The 16216-nt window shown below is 72.7% G+C and carries 17 protein-coding genes; 8 read left to right on the top strand and 9 right to left on the bottom strand.

Features of this window, described 5'->3' with window-relative positions; all coding sequences use genetic code 11:
* Nucleotides 1–81 precede the first annotated feature (81 nt).
* On the top strand, nucleotides 82–369 hold the full coding sequence (locus E0493_RS18180) for a hypothetical protein (protein ID WP_160938674.1): 288 nt from the start codon (nucleotides 82–84) through the stop codon (nucleotides 367–369).
* A gap of 43 nt (nucleotides 370–412) precedes the next feature.
* A complete protein-coding gene (locus E0493_RS18175) occupies nucleotides 413–1684 on the top strand; it encodes an alpha-hydroxy-acid oxidizing protein (RefSeq protein ID WP_160938673.1) in 1272 nt (423 codons plus the stop codon).
* 135 nt (nucleotides 1685–1819) lie between these two features.
* On the opposite strand, the gene E0493_RS18170 is transcribed toward E0493_RS18175, so the two are convergent.
* The 6 genes from E0493_RS18170 to E0493_RS18145 form a co-directional block, all read right to left on the bottom strand.
* Complete coding sequence (locus E0493_RS18170; RefSeq protein ID WP_367614542.1) at nucleotides 1820–2698, bottom strand: amidohydrolase family protein; 879 nt, start codon at nucleotides 2696–2698, stop codon at nucleotides 1820–1822.
* A gap of 5 nt (nucleotides 2699–2703) precedes the next feature.
* Entirely contained in the window at nucleotides 2704–3681 is a 978-nt protein-coding gene (locus E0493_RS18165; RefSeq protein ID WP_160938671.1) for a Bug family tripartite tricarboxylate transporter substrate binding protein, read from the bottom strand.
* Nucleotides 3678–4769, bottom strand: a complete 1092-nt coding sequence (locus E0493_RS18160; protein WP_160938670.1) for an amidohydrolase family protein — start codon at nucleotides 4767–4769, stop codon at nucleotides 3678–3680. The genes E0493_RS18165 and E0493_RS18160 overlap by 4 nt, the downstream gene beginning before the upstream one ends.
* Nucleotides 4770–4774: 5 nt before the next feature.
* Nucleotides 4775–5761 carry a tripartite tricarboxylate transporter substrate-binding protein gene (locus E0493_RS18155; RefSeq protein ID WP_160938669.1) on the bottom strand — a complete coding sequence of 329 codons (987 nt, stop codon included), beginning with the start codon at nucleotides 5759–5761 and terminating at the stop codon, nucleotides 4775–4777.
* Nucleotides 5762–5878: 117 nt separating this feature from the next.
* The gene (locus E0493_RS18150; RefSeq protein ID WP_160938668.1) at nucleotides 5879–6877 is read right to left on the bottom strand and encodes a hydroxyacid dehydrogenase; all 999 of its coding nucleotides are present in this window, start codon (nucleotides 6875–6877) and stop codon (nucleotides 5879–5881) included.
* Nucleotides 6874–7551, bottom strand: coding sequence for an RraA family protein (locus E0493_RS18145; protein WP_160938667.1), 678 nt, complete (start codon nucleotides 7549–7551; stop codon nucleotides 6874–6876). The genes E0493_RS18150 and E0493_RS18145 overlap by 4 nt, the downstream gene beginning before the upstream one ends.
* 128 nt (nucleotides 7552–7679) lie before the next feature.
* On the opposite strand from E0493_RS18145, the gene E0493_RS18140 reads away from it, so the two are divergent.
* The 3 genes from E0493_RS18140 to E0493_RS18130 all read left to right on the top strand — a co-directional run bounded on the left by E0493_RS18140 (nucleotide 7680) and on the right by E0493_RS18130 (nucleotide 11283).
* Nucleotides 7680–8684, top strand: coding sequence for a Bug family tripartite tricarboxylate transporter substrate binding protein (locus tag E0493_RS18140; protein WP_160938666.1), 1005 nt, complete (start codon nucleotides 7680–7682; stop codon nucleotides 8682–8684).
* A 10-nt stretch (nucleotides 8685–8694) separates the two neighbouring features.
* Nucleotides 8695–9609 carry an SMP-30/gluconolactonase/LRE family protein gene (locus E0493_RS18135; RefSeq protein WP_160938665.1) on the top strand — a complete coding sequence of 305 codons (915 nt, stop codon included), beginning with the start codon at nucleotides 8695–8697 and terminating at the stop codon, nucleotides 9607–9609.
* Between the two features lie 87 nt (nucleotides 9610–9696).
* Nucleotides 9697–11283 carry an ABC transporter substrate-binding protein gene (locus E0493_RS18130; RefSeq protein WP_160938664.1) on the top strand — a complete coding sequence of 529 codons (1587 nt, stop codon included), beginning with the start codon at nucleotides 9697–9699 and terminating at the stop codon, nucleotides 11281–11283.
* A gap of 145 nt (nucleotides 11284–11428) precedes the next feature.
* Here E0493_RS18130 and E0493_RS18125 read toward each other — a convergent pair whose 3' ends face one another.
* Entirely contained in the window at nucleotides 11429–12178 is a 750-nt protein-coding gene (locus tag E0493_RS18125; protein WP_160938663.1) for an IclR family transcriptional regulator, read from the bottom strand.
* The gene (locus tag E0493_RS23775) at nucleotides 12175–12702 is read right to left on the bottom strand and encodes a PAS domain-containing protein (RefSeq protein ID WP_160938662.1); all 528 of its coding nucleotides are present in this window, start codon (nucleotides 12700–12702) and stop codon (nucleotides 12175–12177) included. Before E0493_RS23775 ends, E0493_RS18125 begins: the two co-directional genes overlap by 4 nt.
* A gap of 220 nt (nucleotides 12703–12922) precedes the next feature.
* Between E0493_RS23775 and E0493_RS18115 the strand changes: the two genes are divergently transcribed.
* On the top strand, nucleotides 12923–13687 hold the full coding sequence (locus tag E0493_RS18115; RefSeq protein ID WP_160938661.1) for a DJ-1/PfpI family protein: 765 nt from the start codon (nucleotides 12923–12925) through the stop codon (nucleotides 13685–13687).
* A gap of 30 nt (nucleotides 13688–13717) precedes the next feature.
* Here the strand turns inward: E0493_RS18115 and E0493_RS18110 are convergent, their stop codons facing one another.
* Nucleotides 13718–14485, bottom strand: a complete 768-nt coding sequence (locus tag E0493_RS18110) for an IclR family transcriptional regulator (RefSeq protein WP_160938660.1) — start codon at nucleotides 14483–14485, stop codon at nucleotides 13718–13720.
* Between the two features lie 164 nt (nucleotides 14486–14649).
* Between E0493_RS18110 and E0493_RS18105 the strand changes: the two genes are divergently transcribed.
* Nucleotides 14650–14862, top strand: coding sequence for a hypothetical protein (locus tag E0493_RS18105; RefSeq protein WP_160938659.1), 213 nt, complete (start codon nucleotides 14650–14652; stop codon nucleotides 14860–14862).
* Nucleotides 14859–16184 (top strand): aspartate aminotransferase family protein, encoded by a 1326-nt coding sequence (locus E0493_RS18100; RefSeq protein WP_160938658.1) that lies wholly within the window; start codon nucleotides 14859–14861, stop codon nucleotides 16182–16184. Before E0493_RS18105 ends, E0493_RS18100 begins: the two co-directional genes overlap by 4 nt.
* Nucleotides 16185–16216 lie beyond the last annotated feature (32 nt).

Here is a 16216-nt window from a genome sequence, read left to right as displayed (position 1 = left end):
CGGCCCGCTCCGGCGGGCCGCCTCCTGCCGCGGCGTCCCGGCGCGGCGGCATTGGCCGGGACTGTGCGGGAGGGGCGGGCGATGCGTCGGCGCGACGTCGATCAACTGGACCCGGGCCGTGCCTACTGGGTGCCCGCGGTGGTCGCGCCGGAACGCGACTGGCCGGGCGCGCCCGGCTGCCGCAAGGGCGCGCGCTACATGGTCAACTGCGCGACCTTGCAGCCGAGCCGGGACGAGTTCGAGCCCTTCGACAGCCAGCTGAGCTGCCTGCGCTGGATCCTCCGCAACCGGGCGCAGCTCAACCGCCTGCTGCCCGGTGCCACGATCCGCGCCGTTCCGCTGGCGCACTGGCTTCTTGGCCTGGAGTGACCTGGCCGCCGGAGGAGTTTGCGCGGGGGAGGCGTCATTCCGGATGACAGGCATCGGCCGCCGGCATCAGGCGCGGATCTTCACCGCAGGCTTCGCCGGCCGGCGCCCGGTGGTTCCCTGCGCGCCGGACGCGCTGGAGCGCGAAGCGCTGGCGCGGATGGGCCGCAACGCCGCCGCCTATGTGGCGGGCGGCGCCGGGCTGGAGCGCACCATGGCGGCCAACCGCGGCGCCTTCGAGCGCTGCCGCCTGCTTCCCCGCGTGCTGCGCGACGTTTCCGACCGCCGGCTTTCGGTGGAGCTCCTCGGCCGCACGCTGCCTCTTCCCCTGCTGCTGGCGCCGATCGGCGTCCTGGAGATGGCGCATCGCGAGGCCGACCTGGCGGCGGCGCGCGCCGCCGCCGCGGAAAGCCTGCCGTTCATCACCTCCTGCCAGTCCTCCCGCACGATGGAGGCGATCGCCGCGGCCGGCGGCGACGCCCCCCGCTGGTTTCAGCTCTACTGGTCGGCCTGCGACGCGCTGACGGAAAGCTTCGTGCGGCGCGCCGAGGCGGCGGGATACGAGGCGATCGTCGTCACCCTCGACACCACGCAGCTCGGCTGGCGTCCCCGCGACCTCGATCGCGGATACCTCCCCTTTCTCCGCGGGCGCGGCCTGGCGAACTACCTTTCGGACCCCGTCTTCCGCGCGCTGCCCCCGCGGCCGGCCGCGCCGGGCGAGCAGCCCGCGCTCGGGCCGCGCGCGCTGCCCGCGCTGGCCGAGCTGCTGCGCGCCTGGCCGGGCGGCTGGCGGCAGGCGCTCGCCGGGCGCGAGGAAATGGTGCAGGCGGTGCAGCGCTTCATCCGCATCTACTCCCGCCCCGACCTGGCCTGGGAGAACCTCGCCGCGCTGCGCCGGATGACGCGGCTGCCCCTGTTGCTGAAGGGCGTCCTGCACCCCGAGGACGCCCGCCGCGCCGTGGAGGCCGGGATGGACGGCGTCATCGTCTCCAACCACGGCGGCCGGCAGGTGGATGGCGCCGTCGCGGCGCTCGACATGCTGCCGCCCGTCGCCGCGGCCGTGGCGGGGCGCATCCCCGTGCTGTTCGACGGCGGCATCCGAACCGGCGCCGACGTCATCAAGGCGGTCGCGCTGGGTGCGGCCGCCGTGCTGGTCGGACGCCCCTATGTCTATGGCCTGGCGCTGGCGGGCGAGGCGGGCGTGCGGCAGGTCCTCCGGAACCTCGCGGCGGAGCTCGACCTGACCCTCGCCCTCATCGGCTGCCGCGGACTGCAGGAGCTGGATCGCTCCGTCCTGCACCCGGCGCCGGAGGCGTGAGGCCGGAGCGCGGCTCGGGCCCGCCCGCCACCCAGAGCATTTTCCGGTCGCCCTGGCTCACGGAAAGTGCTCTGGCCGTTTGTTTTGACGAGCATCTTCACCCGTCCCGATGATGCCATCGGAACCGGATCTGCTCTAGCCGGGCGGCGGGAAGCCGTAGAGGCGGGAAGGGTTCTCCACCAGCACGCGGCGGCGGGTTGCGGGATCGGCCGCCCAGTCCGCCAGGAGGTCGAGCAGGGTGGCGTCGTCCGGCTTCGCGTCCGTCCGCTGGGTGGGGTGGGGCCAGTCGGTTCCCCAGAGCATGCGCTCCGGCGCGGCGCGGACCAGCGCAGCCGCGACGGCGCCGGCATCCGCGTAGCCGGGGGCGCCGCTCCGGCTGCGGAGATAGGCCCCCGAGAGCTTCACCCAGGTCCTGCCCGCATCCAGCAGCCTGCGCACCGCCTGGAAGGCGGGGGTGGCGGTGCCGCCGGGCTGCGGCACCTGGCCCATGTGGTCCAGCACCAGGGGACAGGGCAGGGAGGCCAGCAGCGGCGCGGCCGCCAGCAGCGTCGGCTCGGACGCGTTCACCTGGCAGTGCCAGCCGAGCGGCGCCACGCGCCGGGCCAGCGGCACCAGATGCTCCGCCCGGAGCACGCCGGGCATGGTCAGGTTGAAGCGGATGCCGCGCACCCCGGCCGCGTCCAGTGCCCGCAGCGTGCCGTCCGGCACGTCCGGCACCACCACCGCCACCATGCGGAAGCGCTCCCGCCCCAGCGCCTCCAGCGCCCGCAGGTGCAGGCTGTTGTCCGTCCCGTAGGCCGAGGGCTGCACCAGCACGCCGCGCGCGAGGCCGAGCCGGGCCTGCAGCAGCCGGTAGTGCTCCACCGAGGCGTCCGGGTGGTGCGGCGTGCCGGCGGCGGAAGGCCAGCGGCCGTCATAGACGTGGAAGTGGCAGTCCGTGGCGCCGGCCGGCACCTCAAGCCGGGGCGGGGCGGTGCCAGCGGACCACGGCACCGGCGCGGGAATGTCCTGCACGTCGCTCAGTCCAGCGTGGCGCCGGAGACGCGCACCAGTTCCTGCCACATCGGCCGTTCCTTCGCCGCGCGGGCGGCGGCCTCCTGCGGCGTGGTGCCGAGCGCCCGCGTGCCGGTCTGCGCGAGGCGCTTCTGCAGCGCCGGGTCCGCCGCCGCCGCCTGCATGGCCTGCGACAGCCGCTCCACCACCGGCGTCGGCGTGCCCGCCGGCACCGTGACGGCGCCCCAGGAGGTGACGACGAAATCCGGTACGCCGGCCTCGGCCATGGTGGGCGTGTCTGGCAGGTCGGGCCAGCGCTCGGCCGAGGTGACGGCGAGCGCCCGCAGCTTGCCGCCGCGCAGGTTGGCCAGCGCGGTCGGCACGTTGTCCACCACGAACTGGATGTCGCCGCGCAGCATGCCGGTCAGCGCCTCCGAGCCGCCCTTGAAGGGCACGTGCAGGCCCTGGATGCCGGTGCGCCGGCACAGCATCTCGCCGGAAAGGTGCACCGTGGTGCCGATGCCGGAACTGCCGAAGGTGACGCCCTGCGGCTGCGTCTTCGCCCAGGCGACGAACTCGCTCAGCGTGCGGGCCGGCACGTGCTTGGCGGGCACGACCACCACCAGCGGCGCCTCCCAGCCCAGCGAGACCGGCAGCAGGTCCTTCTCCGGGTCATAGGGCAGGTCGCGGTAGAGGAATTGGTTGATGGCCAGGCTGTTCACCGCCGAGGCGCCGAGCGTATACCCGTCGGCCTCGGCATGGGCGACCGCCGCCGTGCCGATGGTGCCGCCGCCGCCGGGGCGGTTCTCCACCACGACCGACTGCCCGAGCCGGGCGCCCAGCCCGTCGGCGATCAGCCGCGCCGCGATGTCCACCGCGCCGCCGGGCGGGTAGGGCACGACCAGCCGCAGCGGGCGGTCCGGCCAGGACGCGGCCCGGGCCAGGCGGGGGGCGGCGAGCAGCGTTGCGGCTCCGGCGCTGAGGAGGGTGCGGCGCGGGATCATGCGGAAGGCTCCTGCGGGGCTGGTTGCTGGGAGGTTGGCCGGGGCTGGCCGAGATGCGGCGGCAGGCGATAGGTCTTGATGGCGGTGCCGGCGAAGAGCGCCGCCTTCTCGTCGGCCGAGGCGGCGGCGGCGATGCGCTTGAAGGCGTTCCAGCAGGTGCCGTAGCCGAACATGCCCTTGTCCACGGAGAAGTTGCTCTCGAACATGCAGCGCCGCGCGCCGAAGAGTTCGATGCAGGTCTCGACATAGGGCGCCCAGGCGGCGGCCAGCGTGGCCGAGCCGGGCGGGGTGTCGGCGCGGTGGAAGTCGAAGCCGCTCAGCGCCATGCCAAGGCCGCCGAGCTTGACGCGCAGGTTCGGCAGCGCCGCCAGCCGCCGCATCGCGGCCCGCCAGACACCGAACACCTCCTCCCGCCGGCCGGCGAAGGGGCCGATGCCGATCGGCCCGCCCATATGATCGAGGATCACCGTGAGGTCCGGCAGCGCGCGCGCCAGCGCCTCCACTTCCGCGAGCTGGGTATGGTAGGCCCAGACGTCGAGCGTCAGCCCGTGGCGCGGCAGCAGGGCGGCGCCGCGCAGGAAGGCGGGGTCGGCCAGCAGCCCCTCGCGCGGCTTCACCGGGTTGGTCTGGATGGCGGGATCGGGGTGGAAGGCGGTGTTGTTGCGGATGCCGCGGAAGCGCTCCGGCGCGGCGCGCAGATGCGCCTCCAGCACCGGCGCCACCCGCTCGCCCAGCGTCAGGTCGGCGAAGCCGACGATGCCCTGGCAGGCCCGCAGCTTCCCGTAGAGGCCGCTGGCGCTCTGCGCCGCGACGCCGTTGACGAACTCCGTCTCGCCGACCGGCCGCATCGCCTCCGGCCCCCCGGCGCGGAACATCGCGCGGCAGGTGACGAACACCGTGGCGCGGATGTCGTGCCCGCTGCGCGTGTCGCGCAGCAGGTCGTCGAACAAATAGCGGTCGCCCGGGCGGTCCCACAGGTGGTGGTGCGGGTCCACGATGGGCAGAGCGGGCTCCAGCGGCGGCTCAACGCCGCGCGCCAGCCAGTCCTCGCGCACCGGGATGTGCGGGCTATGGGGTGCGGATGCCATGACGCCTACTCCAGCGTGATCCCGGCCTCCTTCACGAAGCCCTGCCAGCGCCGGCTCTGCGCCTGGAAGAAGGCGGCGAACTGCTGCGGCGTGTTGGGCTCCGTCTGCAGCTCCTGCGCGCGCAGCTTCTCGGCGATCTCGGGCTTCGCCTGGGCGGCGTTCAGCAAAGTGTTCAGCTTGGCGACGATGGCGTCGGGCGTGCCCTTCGGGACAAAGACGCCGTTCCACTCGTAGGTTTCGAAGCCCGGCAGCGTATCCGACAGCGGCGGCAGGTCCGGCAGCGCGGCGAGGCGGCCGCGGCCGGTATGCGCCAGGGCGCGCAGCGTGCCCTCCTTGAGGAAGGCGATGGGGCCGTTGACGTTGCCGAAATACAGGTCCACCTGCCCGGACATCAGGTCGGCATAGATGGGCGCGCCGCCGCGATAGGGCACGTGGTTGACCGGCGCGCCGGATTCCTTCGCGAACAGCTCCAGCGCCAGGTGCTGGATCGAGCCGATGCCGGCCGACGCCCCGTTCAGCCCGCCCGGCGTGGCCTTGGACAGCGCGATCAGCTCGGCCGGCGTGCTGGCCTTCACCTTCGGGTTCACCAGCACGAGCTGCGGCACGGTGATGGAGCGGAACACCGGCACGAAGTCGTGCTGCGCGCTGTAGCTGAGGTTCTTGAACAGCGCGGCCTCCACCGAGAGGCCGGTGGAGCCGTAGAGCACCGTGTAGCCGTCGGGGGTTGCCTGCGCGGCGGCGGCGGCGCCGATCGTGCCGGTGGCCCCGGCGCGGTTCTCGATCACGAAGGGCTGGCCGCTGGCCTCGGCGACGGCGATGAACAGCATGCGGGCCACCACGTCGGCGGTGCCGCCCGGCGGCCAGGGCACGATGACGCGCACCGGGCGGTTCGGCCAGTCGCCCGCCTGCGCCCGGGCGGTCCGGGCGGCGAGCAGCAGGCCCGGGGCTGCCAGCAGGGCGGCGCGGCGCCCCAGTCTCGGCGTATCGGTCATTCCTGGTCCTCCTTCCTGTCGGTCTTGGCGCCGGGCATGCGCCGGCGCGGCGCGCGGAAGGGGAGCCTCCCGCACGATGGTCCTTCGCGATGGGCCGGGGGCCGTGGCCCCCGGCGGTCAGGCGGTGGCGAGCGCGGCGAGGCCGCCTTCGACCACCACGGCGCCGTCCGTGGCCGGGCGGCGGCCGGCGAGCACGGCGATGATGCTCTCCGCCGCGCTGGTCGCCATGGCGACGGCGCCGCGCGGCGTGTTGGCGGCCAGATGCGGCGTCGGCACCAGGTGCGGGTGCCGGCGCAGCGGGCTGTCCCCGGGCAGCGGCTCGGTGCTGAAGACGTCCACGCCTGCCCAGGCGAGCTGGCCGGACTCCAGCGCCGCCACCAGCGCCGCCTCGTCCACGATGCCGCCGCGGGCGGTGTGCACCAGGATGGCGCCCTTCGGCAGCCGCGCGAGCTCGGCGGCGCCGATCATGCCGCGCGTCTCCGGCTCCAGCGGGCAGTGCAGCGACAGCACCTCGGCCTCGGCCAGCAGCGCCTCGAGCGTCGGCACCCGCTCGGCCGGGCCGGGCAGCGGCCCCTCGGGCAGATAGGGGTCGTAGGCCAGCACGCGCATGCCGAAAGCCGCCGCGAAGCGCGCCACCTTGGAGCCGATCGCGCCATGGCCGACGATGCCGAGCGTCATGCCCTCGATGTCGCGCGTCATGCGGGCGGTCTTCTCCCACAGGCCGTCGCGCATCTTCTCGCTGACGTCGGGCAGGTCCTTCAGCAGGGCCAGCATCAGCGCCATCGCGTGCTCGGCGACGGAGCGGGAATTCGCCCCGGCGGCGCGCGTCACCGTGAGGCTGCGCGACCGCGCGGCGGGCACGTCGATGCCGTCGATGCCGGCGCCGTGGCGGGCCACCACGCGCAGGTCCGGCGCGGCGGCATCCATCACGGTGCCGTCGATGCGGCCCTGCCGGTGCAGCAGCGCCACCGGCCGGTGCGCGGCGATGGCCGCCAGCAGCTCCGCCTCGCCGGGATAGCCGGTGGTGCAGACCGGGTTCAGCCCGGCCTGCTCCAGCATGGCCATGGCCTCCGGCGCCAGCCGGGCGGCGGTGATGAGGACGACGGGGCGGGTCATTCCAGCCCCTCGCAGCCGAGCCGGCGCAGCGTCGCGTCCACCCAGGCGGCGTCGTGCGTGCCGGCCTCGATGTTCGCCATCTGCTTGTGCTCGGCCGCCTGCTTGGCCGTGGCGGCGGCGTGGATCGCCTCGACGCTGCCGAAGGGCACGCAGAGCAGCCCGTCATCGTCGCCGAGGATGAGGTCGCCGGGCTCGATCACCATGCCGTCGAGCGCGACCGGCACGTTGATCTCGCCGGGGCCGTCCTTGTAGGGGCCGCGATGGGTGATGCCGGCGGCAAAGACCGGGAAGGATTGCGCGGCGATGGCGGCGCTGTCGCGGATGGCGCCGTTGATCACGATGCCGCCAAGGCCGCGGCGCACCATCTGGGCCAGCATCAGCTCGCCGATCAGCGCGTTGGTGAGGTCGCCGCCGGCATCCACGACGATGACGTCGCCCGGCGCGGCGAGCGCCAGCGCCTTGTGGATCATGAGGTTGTCGCCCGGGCGGGTCTTCACCGTGAAGGCCGGGCCGCGCAGCGGGGCGCCATCGTGCATCGACCGCAGGCGCGGGCCGCCGGCCGTCATTCGCGACATGACGTCGCTGACATTGGCCACCGGCAGGTCGCGGAAGCGCTCCACCCATTCCGCGGACACCCCTTGGGTGCGCGGCAAAATCCTGAAGCCCAGACCCATCGTTTTCCTCCAGCGATCCACCGCCCTGCGGCGGCCTGAACGGCAGACTTGCGGAGCGCGAGAAAAAATGCAACGTCATTTCGAAATTCACGGCCAACCGGCCAAACGCTCTGGGAGGAGCCTGCCCGATGCCGCTTTCCACCCCCGCCACCCCACTGCTGCCGCGCCGCCGCCTGCTGCTCGCCGGCGCGGGCCTGGCCCTGGGCGCCCTGGCGCGCCCGGCCCTGGCGGCCTCGTCCTACCCCTCCCGCCCGGTGCGCATCGTGGTGCCCTGGGCGCCCGGCGGCGCGGTGGACGTGGTGGCCCGGCGCATGGCGCAGAAGCTTTCCGCCCGGCTGGGGCAACCCTTCGTCGTCGAGAACAAGCCGGGCGCCACGGGCACCATCGGCGCGGCCGACGTGGCGCGTTCCGATCCGGACGGGCAGACGCTGCTGGCGATCGACAACACCTACGCAACCCTGCCCTACCTGTTCAACAACCTGCCCTTCGACCATGCCGGGGCCTTCGCGCCGGTCAGCGTCAGCGCCTTCTCGCCGGTGCTGCTGCTGGTCAACGCCAAGTCGCCCTACAAGGACCTGGCCTCGCTGATCGCGGCGGCGAAGCGCGAGCCGAACAAGATCACCTTCGGCTCCGGCGGCGTCGGCAGCTCGCTGCACCTCTCGGCCGAGGCCTTCCAGCAGGCCGCCGGGGTGAAGCTGTTCCACGTGCCCTACAAGGGCGGCGGAGAGGCGGTGACGGCGACCATCTCCGGCGAGGTGGACATGGCCATGCCCTCGCTGGGCTCCGGCCTCGGCGGCATCAAGGGCGGGCTGCTGCGGCCGCTGGCGATCAGCGGCGAGCACCGCGTGGAGGCGCTGCCGGACACGCCCACCTTCGGCGAGGCCGGGCTGAAGGGCTTCAGCATCATCAACTGGTCCGGCCTCGCGGCGCCGCGCGGCACGCCGCAGCCGGTGATCGACCAGCTTTACCAGGCGATGGCGGCTTCCCTGCGCGACGAGGACATGCTGGCCTTCCTCAAGACGCTGGCGGCCGAGCCCGGCGGCATGCCGCCCGCCGAATTCGCGAAGCTGATCCAGCGGGAGAAGGAACTCTGGGCGGAGGTCGCCAAGAGCGCCGGCATCGAGCGGCAGTGAGGGTTCGCCCATGAGCTTCTTCGCCCCGCCGCCGCGCGTCGAGACCACGCTGTTCTCGCGCCTGCCGGACCGCTTCCGCGACCTGCGCCGCACCGCCTGGAGCGACGCCAACCGCGCCGGCAAGCCGGTCGACAGCTTCCTGGAAGGCCCGGTCTTCGACCGCGAGGGCCGGCTCTACGTCACCGACATTCCCTTCGGCCGCATCTTCCGCGTCTCGCCCGCGGGCGAATGGCAGCAGGTCGCCGAGTATGACGGCTGGCCCAACGGCATGAAGATCGCGCCCGACGGCCGCTTCGTCATCACCGACTACAAGCGCGGCCTGATGCTGCTGGACCCGGACACCGGCGCCGTCACGCCGCTGCTGGAGACGGCGCGCTCCGAAAGCTTCAAGGGCGTCAACGACCTCTGCTTCTCGGCGGCCGGCGACATCTTCTTCACCGACCAGGGGCAGACCGGGCTGCAGGACCCCACAGGCCGCGTCTGGCGGCTGGAGCCGGATGGCCGGCTGAGCTGCCTGATCAACACCATCCCGAGCCCCAACGGCATCGTGCTGGCGGCGGATGGAAGCCACCTGCTGGTCGCGGTGACGCGCGCCAACCAGATCTGGCGCCTGCCGCTGCAGGCCGATGGCAGCGTGACCAAGGCCAGCATCTTCTGCCACATGCATGGCGGGCCGAGCGGGCCGGACGGGCTGGCGCTCGACCAGGAGGGCTGCCTGCTGGTCGCGCATGCCGGCTTCGGCACGGTCTGGCGCCTTTCGTCGCGCGCCGAGCCGCTGCTGCGCGTCGCCTCCTGCGCCGGCTGGTCCACCACCAACCTCGCCTTCGGCGGCGCGGACCGGCGCAGCCTGTTCATCACCGAGTCCGAGACCGGCAGCATCCTGCGCGCCGAGCTGCCCGCGCCCGGCCAGATCCTGCCGGCCTGAACGCGACGCGCGCCCCCGCCTCCCCCGGGGGGCGCGCACGCCTGCAACCAAGCGCCCCAAAGAGGGCACGAGAGGAAGGTCCGAACCATGCTGCGACGCCATTTCCTGGGCGCGGCCGCCGCCGCGACGCTGTCTCCACTGGCCATGCCGCGCCTCGCCCAAGGGGCGGAGCGGAGCGTGCTGCGCTTCATCCCCTTCGTGGACCTGTCGCTGCTCGACCCGGTGGCCACCACCGCGACGTCGACGCGCAACCACGCCTTCATGGTGTTCGACACGCTCTACGGCCTGGACGCGCAGTTCGAGCCGCAGCCGCAGATGGTGCAGGGCCACGTGGTCGAGGATGACGGCCGCCGCTGGCGGCTGACGCTGCGCGACGGCCTCAAGTTCCATGACAACGAGCCGGTGCGGGCGCGCGACTGCGTGGCCAGCATCCGCCGCTGGGCCTCGCGCGATTCCTTCGGGCAGGCGCTGATGGCCGCGACGGACGAGCTTTCCGCGCCGGACGACCGCACGATCCTGTTCCGCCTGAAGAAGCCCTTCCCGCTGCTGCCCGCGGCGCTGGCCAAGGCCTCGCCCAGCATGTGCGCCATCATGCCGGAGCGGCTGGCCGGCACCGATGCCGCCAAGCAGGTGACGGAGATCGTCGGCAGCGGCCCATTTCGCTTCCTGGAAAGCGAGCACATGGCCGGCGCCCGCGCCGCCTATGCGCGCTTCGACGGCTACGTGCCACGGCCGGAGGGCGTGGTGGGCGGCACCGCCGGCCCCAAGGTCGCGCATTTCGAGCGGGTGGAATGGAACGTCATGCCGGACGTCTCGGCCGCCTCCGGCGCGCTGATGGCGGGCGAGGCGGACTGGTGGGAGACGCCCTCGCCGGATCTCGTCGCCCTGCTCAGGCGCAACAAGGATGTCCGCGTCGAGGTGAAGGACCGCCAGGGCCTGACGCCCATCCTGCGCTTCAACTGCATCCAGCCGCCCTTCGACAACGTCGCCCTGCGCCGCGCCGTGCTGGGCGCGGTGGACCAGTCCCAGTTCATGCAGGCCTACAGCAGCGATCCCGACACCTGGCACGTCAAGCTCGGCATGTTCTGCCCGGGCACGCCGATGGCCAGCGACGTCGGCTTCGACCATCTCTTCGGCAAGACCGACATCGCCCGCGCGAAGCAGGCGGTGGCCGCTTCCGGCTACAAGGGCGAGAAGGTCGCCTTCATGCTGCCGATGGACCATCCCGTCAGCGCGCCGATCGGCCAGGTCGGCATCGACCTGTTCCAGCGCATCGGGCTCAACGTGGACGTGCAGGCGATGGACAGCGGCACGCTGTTCCAGCGCCGCAACTCGCGCGAGCCGGTGGAGAAGGGCGGCTGGAGCGTGTTTCCCTCCATGGTCTCCGGGCTCAACATCCTGAACCCGGCGGTGACCAACGTGGCGCGCGCCAACGGGCTCAAGGGCTGGTATGGCTGGCCGACCAGCGCGGAGGCGGAGCGGCTGCGCGATGCCTGGATGGATGAGCGCGACCCCGCCGCGCAGAAGCAGCTGGCCGAGCAGATGCAGGCGCAGGCCTGGAAGGACGCCACCTTCCTGCCCACCGGCCAGATCTTCCAGCCCATGGCCTGGCGCCGCGACATCGACGGCGTGCTCGACGGCTTCGTGAAGTTCTGGAACGTGCGGCGGGTGTGAGGCGCCGAAGCCGGGGGGAGAATGAATTCTCCCCCCGAACCCCCCCCTTCTTTTTTCTTTCAGTTTGCCGCCGGGCCTTCAGGAACGCCTTCGCCGTGAACGGAACCTGAGAACGGGCGAAAGGAAGGAGGGGGTGCGGGGGAGTTCACTCCCCCGATCTTCTGCCGGCTGGCAAAGCGGGGCTTTCCGGCATCCGGCCGCCCAGGCTGCGGGTCAGCCGCGCCGCGGCCTCGCGCAGCACGGGGCGGACCGCCTCCGCTGCCTCGGCCGTGAGGCGGGTGATCGGGCCGGTGACGCAGACCGCGCCGGCGAACGCTTCCTCCGGCCCGAAGGCCGGCATGGCCATGCCGGCCACATGCGGATCGTTTGCCCCGGCGGTGTAGAGCGGGAAGTCCAGCGTCGCGGCTTCCGGCGGCAGGGGCGAGGTGGTGAACAGCCGCAGCACCTGTGCGATGGCGGAACCGTCCATCGGCAGCCGGTCGCCCGGCCGCACGTGCAGCCGCAGGCGGTGCGGCGAGTCCACCCGGAACAGGCAGAGCCGGTTGTCGCCGCGGCGGATGTAGAAGGAGGCGCTTTCCCCGGTCCGCTCCACCAGCGTTTCGAGCACCGGAACCACATGCGCCTCCAGCCGGAAGGACTGCTGGTAGATCATTCCGAGGCGCAGCAGCTCGGCATCCAGCCGATACTGCCCCTCCGGCGTGCGGGAGATGTAGCCGAAGCCCTCCAGCGACACCGCCAGCCGCATGATCGTCGTCTTGACCAGGCCCGTGCGCGCCGAGAGCTCGGCCAGCGACAGCGCGGAATCGCCTTTGCGGAAGGCGCTGAGGATGGTCAACAGGCGCTCCGCCGAGGCGACGCCTTCCAGCGCTGGAGCGGGCCGAGCTTTACCGGTCATGGCGGGAGGTCTAGCGCCCGGCACGCATGCCGATCAAGCGCCCTGCGGGCGCCCGGATCGGTGCGCGGCCCCTGCCGCACGCGCGGGCTGCGCCCCGGGATCTCGGCCCGCGACCAGCCTGTCATGCGCTCGAACCGCGCGTTGACGAAGACGATGGGGGGATCGGAGAGGTCGAGGTCCGCTGCGGTGAGCATGACCGCCTCGGCGATCTGCGCCAGACCGAGCAAGGGGTCGGGGCGTGCCGGCGGCGCCCGCCTTTCGCCCAGGATCACCTCCTCCAGAGGTTTGCCTGCCCACTCAAGCGCCCCCGCGCGAAGGCCAGCGGCGAAGCGGCCCGCCGCCACCCTGCCCGCCCGCGCAGCCATGGCCAGCAGAAAGGCGCCCCAGGCGCGATCCTGCCGCAGCGCATGGACGCCGGGCCCGCCCGGTATGACAAGAGTGCCGATGCGCCCGCCGGAACAGGCCTCGACGGCGATGCCGAAGCCGGGCACCGTGGCCGCGGTGCCGGCGGAGCGGCCGGCCACCTGGAATGGCGCAGGGCGGATCGGCGCCTTCCTCGTTGGCCGTGGCGAAAGCTTGCGCCGGGCCGGACCGGTCGATCGGCTGAACCCCGTCAAAGGCGAGAATGGCGATGCGGTGGAATGGCAGGATCTGTTCGTTTTCTGTTATCGACGCCCGCAGGCCGGCTCGGCTCCACTTCGATGCGCCGCCCCTGGCGGGGCGCAGCTTGAGAGGAGCATGCACATGAGCGGACATCCGAATGCAGCCGCCGCTTCCGCCCCCGGGCCGGCCGGCGAGGGCGCCCCGGGCCGCCAGGCGGCGGCGCCGCGGCAGGTCAACGTGGTGCTGGTGCCGGACATGGTGCAGCTCGACATGACGGGGCCCTTCGAGGTGCTGGCCCGGGTGCCGGGCTGGTCGGTCTCGCTGGTGGCGGCGACAATGGAGCCGGTGCGCACCGACCGCGGCCTGCGGATCGTGCCGGACGTCACGCGGGAGGGTGCCGCGCCGGCGGACCTGCTCGTCGTGCCCGGCGGAGCCGGAGTGGATGTCGCGATGCTCGATCCGGCATGGCTCGCGTTCGTGCGGCGGCAGGCGAACTCGGCCGCGCATGTGTTCGGCATCTGCACGGGATCGTTGCTGCTCGGCGCGGCGGGTCTGCTGCGCGGCCGGCGCGCCGGGGGGCACTGGCAGGCGCGGGACCTTCTGGCACGCTTCGGCGCCACGCCCTCGGACGACCGGCTGACGGTGGACGGGAAGTTCTACACCTCCGGCGGCGTGACCTCGGGCATCGACCTCGCCCTGCGCGTGGTCGCGGACCTGGAAGGGGAGACGGTGGCCCGCAAGATCCAGCTGGCCATCGAATACGATCCGCAGCCGCCCTTCGCGGGCGGCACGCCGGCCACTTCGCCTCCCGCGATCGTGCAGGCGGTGCTGGCCGACTCCCGCCGCCGCCGTGCCGAGCGCGAGGGCAGGGTGGCCGAGGCAGCGGAAAGGCTCGGCCGGACCTGATTGCCGGCCCCGCCGCCGCGTCGGTCCTGGTCAGGCGCCTCCCAGGGCGGCGCCGACCTGCCGCACCATTCGCAGCAGCCGGGGCCCCACAGCCTCGAGCTGCGCCGCATCCACGGCAAAGCCGATCGCCGAGCAGCTGAAGCTGAAGACGCTTCGTCCCCGCGGATCGATGAAGGGCGCACCGATCGCCGCCACATCGGCACGAAGCTGCGCGATCACGACGCAGAAGCCCTTCTCCTCCAGTTGCGCGAAGGAGGCGGCAATGGCGGCCTCCTGTGCCGGCCATGCAGCGCCGGCGAGCCGCCGCAGGCGTTGCAGGGTTTCCTCCCGCTGCCGCTTCTCCATGGCGAAAAGCGCCGCGTGGCCGAGCGCCGTGCGGGCAATCGGCAGGCGCGCGCCCATCTCGCTCGCCACCACCACCTGCCCGGCCTTCTGCGCCAGCTCGAAATGCAGCATCTCGTCGCCGACGGGCATGGCGAGGTCCACCGGCAGGTCGATCTCCTCGCTCAACGCGCGCATCAACGGTGCCGCGATGCCGCGGATGTCGAGATTGGCCAGCCGCGTCAGCCCCAGCCGCAGCGCCGCCGGCCCCAGTTGCCAGCCCAGGCCCTCCACGCGCTCCAGATAGCCAAGCGCCGCCAGGCTCAGCGCCAGGCGCGACAGGGTGGAGCGCGTCAGCCCCAGCTCCCCGGCGAGCATCAGGCCGGACACCGGGCGTGGAGAGGCCGCGACCGCCTCCAGGATCTGGAAGCTCTTGCGGACGGCGGTCGGGACGGCTTCGGCGGCGGCGGACGTCATGCCGCCATGGTAGCTCCGGGCCCATACCCGGAAAATCCTGTATTTTGGGATGTAATCCTGCATATTGACATCGATGCGGCGCCGTTATGTGCTGTGGGGAACACGGAAGCCGCTTCCGGGGAGAAGCACGACCAGGCCCGCCCGCCCGTGCAGGAGAAGCCGCCATGACCGCCGATGGGCCTTGCCGCGTGCCGCCCGTGACGCGTCGCTCCGCTCCCGCAGCGGCCGCGCCGGTGCGCGCCGCGCTGGTTTCTGTTGAGGCTGCGGAAGGAGCCGCCTTCTCCTGCGGCAGCCTGCCCCGCGTCGGTTCCAGCGACGCCGCCGCGCCCCCGCTGCACGACGCCGTCACCCGCTTGAGCCCGGAGAGCCCGTCATGAGCCGCATCCTGCACCGCAGCCTGCGCAAGGATCCCCTGCTGGCCGTCTCCGGCCGCGGCCTGATGGTGCAGGGCGCCGAGGGGCCGCCGGTGATCGACGCCTCGGGCGGCGCCGCCGTCGCCTGCATCGGCCATGGCGATCCGCGCGTGGTGCGCGCCATCACCGAGCAGGCGGAGAAGCTTGCCTATGCCCACACGGTTTTCTTCACCTGCGAGGCCGCCGAGGAGCTGGCCGAGCTGCTGGTGGGCCATGAGCCGGGCGGCCTCAGCCACGCCTATTTCGTTTCCTCCGGCTCAGAGGCGATGGAGGCGGCGCTGAAGCTGGCGCGGCAGTACTTCCTGGAGATCGGGCAGCCGCAGCGCAGCCGCTTCATCGCGCGGCGGCAGAGCTACCACGGCAACACCCTCGGCGCGCTTGGCCTCGGCGGCAACATGGCGCGGCGCGAGCCCTACGAGCCGCTGCTTGCAACCTGCTTCAGCCATGTCTCGCCCTGCTTCGCCTATCACGGGCAGAAGCAAGGGGAGAGCGATGCCGACTACGTGGCACGCCTCGCCGCCGAGCTGGATGCGGAGTTCCAGCGCCTCGGCCCGCAGACCGTGGCGGCCTTCGTGGCGGAAACCATTGTGGGCGCGACGGCAGGCTGCGTCACCGCCCTGCCGGGCTATTTCCCTGCCATGCGCGAGGTTTGCGACCGGCACGGCGCGCTGCTGATCCTGGACGAGGTGATGAGCGGCATGGGCCGCTCCGGCACGCTGCATGCCTGGGAGCAGGAGGGCATCGCGCCCGACATCCAGGCCATCGCCAAGGGGCTGGGCGGCGGCTACCAGCCGATCGGCGGCATCCTGATGCAGGGGAAGATCGTGAAGGCGCTGGCCGAGGGCTCGGGCGCCTTCAAGCACGGGCACACCTACCAGGCGCATCCAGTGGCCTGCGCGGCGGCGCTCGCCGTGCAGCGCATCATCCGCGCGGACAATCTGCTCGAAAACGTCCGCGCCATGGCCGCGCGGCTGGAAGCGGCGTTGCAGGAGCGCTTCGGCAACCATGCGCATGTCGGCGACATCCGCGGCCGCGGCCTGTTCTGGGCGCTGGAATTCGTCGAGGACCGCGCCAGCCGCCGGAGCTTCGACCCTGACCGCAAGGTCAATGAAGTGGTCAAGGACGCCGCCATGGCTGCGGGGGTGATGATCTATCCGATGGGCGGCACCATCGACGGCAAGCTCGGCGATCACGTCATCGTCGCGCCGGCCTACACCGCGACCGCACCGGAGATCGACCGCATCGTGGAGCGCCTCGGGCAGGCGGTGGACCAGGTGCTGCGCTGAGCTTCGCAGCCGCCCCGCGAATCATGGGAAAC

It is taken from the genome of Teichococcus coralli (assembly GCF_009829925.1).
GTDB classification, from domain to species: domain Bacteria; phylum Pseudomonadota; class Alphaproteobacteria; order Acetobacterales; family Acetobacteraceae; genus Pseudoroseomonas; species Pseudoroseomonas coralli.
Note: the sequence above shows the minus strand (reverse complement) of the source record. Positions and strands in the feature narration are given on the sequence as shown.

Coding starts and splice junctions, on each gene's coding strand:
- E0493_RS18175 (WP_160938673.1), top strand. CDS start 413: ATGACAGGCATCGGCCGCCGGCATCAGGCGCGGATCTTCACCGCAGGC.
- E0493_RS18150 (WP_160938668.1), bottom strand. CDS start 6,877: ATGACCCGCCCCGTCGTCCTCATCACCGCCGCCCGGCTGGCGCCGGAG.
- E0493_RS18110 (WP_160938660.1), bottom strand. CDS start 14,485: ATGACGTCCGCCGCCGCCGAAGCCGTCCCGACCGCCGTCCGCAAGAGC.
- E0493_RS18115 (WP_160938661.1), top strand. CDS start 12,923: ATGAGCGGACATCCGAATGCAGCCGCCGCTTCCGCCCCCGGGCCGGCC.
- E0493_RS18135 (WP_160938665.1), top strand. CDS start 8,695: ATGAGCTTCTTCGCCCCGCCGCCGCGCGTCGAGACCACGCTGTTCTCG.
- E0493_RS18180 (WP_160938674.1), top strand. CDS start 82: ATGCGTCGGCGCGACGTCGATCAACTGGACCCGGGCCGTGCCTACTGG.
- E0493_RS18125 (WP_160938663.1), bottom strand. CDS start 12,178: ATGACCGGTAAAGCTCGGCCCGCTCCAGCGCTGGAAGGCGTCGCCTCG.
- E0493_RS18160 (WP_160938670.1), bottom strand. CDS start 4,769: ATGGCATCCGCACCCCATAGCCCGCACATCCCGGTGCGCGAGGACTGG.
- E0493_RS18145 (WP_160938667.1), bottom strand. CDS start 7,551: ATGGGTCTGGGCTTCAGGATTTTGCCGCGCACCCAAGGGGTGTCCGCG.
- E0493_RS18130 (WP_160938664.1), top strand. CDS start 9,697: ATGCTGCGACGCCATTTCCTGGGCGCGGCCGCCGCCGCGACGCTGTCT.
- E0493_RS18105 (WP_160938659.1), top strand. CDS start 14,650: ATGACCGCCGATGGGCCTTGCCGCGTGCCGCCCGTGACGCGTCGCTCC.
- E0493_RS18100 (WP_160938658.1), top strand. CDS start 14,859: ATGAGCCGCATCCTGCACCGCAGCCTGCGCAAGGATCCCCTGCTGGCC.
- E0493_RS18155 (WP_160938669.1), bottom strand. CDS start 5,761: ATGACCGATACGCCGAGACTGGGGCGCCGCGCCGCCCTGCTGGCAGCC.
- E0493_RS18140 (WP_160938666.1), top strand. CDS start 7,680: ATGCCGCTTTCCACCCCCGCCACCCCACTGCTGCCGCGCCGCCGCCTG.
- E0493_RS18165 (WP_160938671.1), bottom strand. CDS start 3,681: ATGATCCCGCGCCGCACCCTCCTCAGCGCCGGAGCCGCAACGCTGCTC.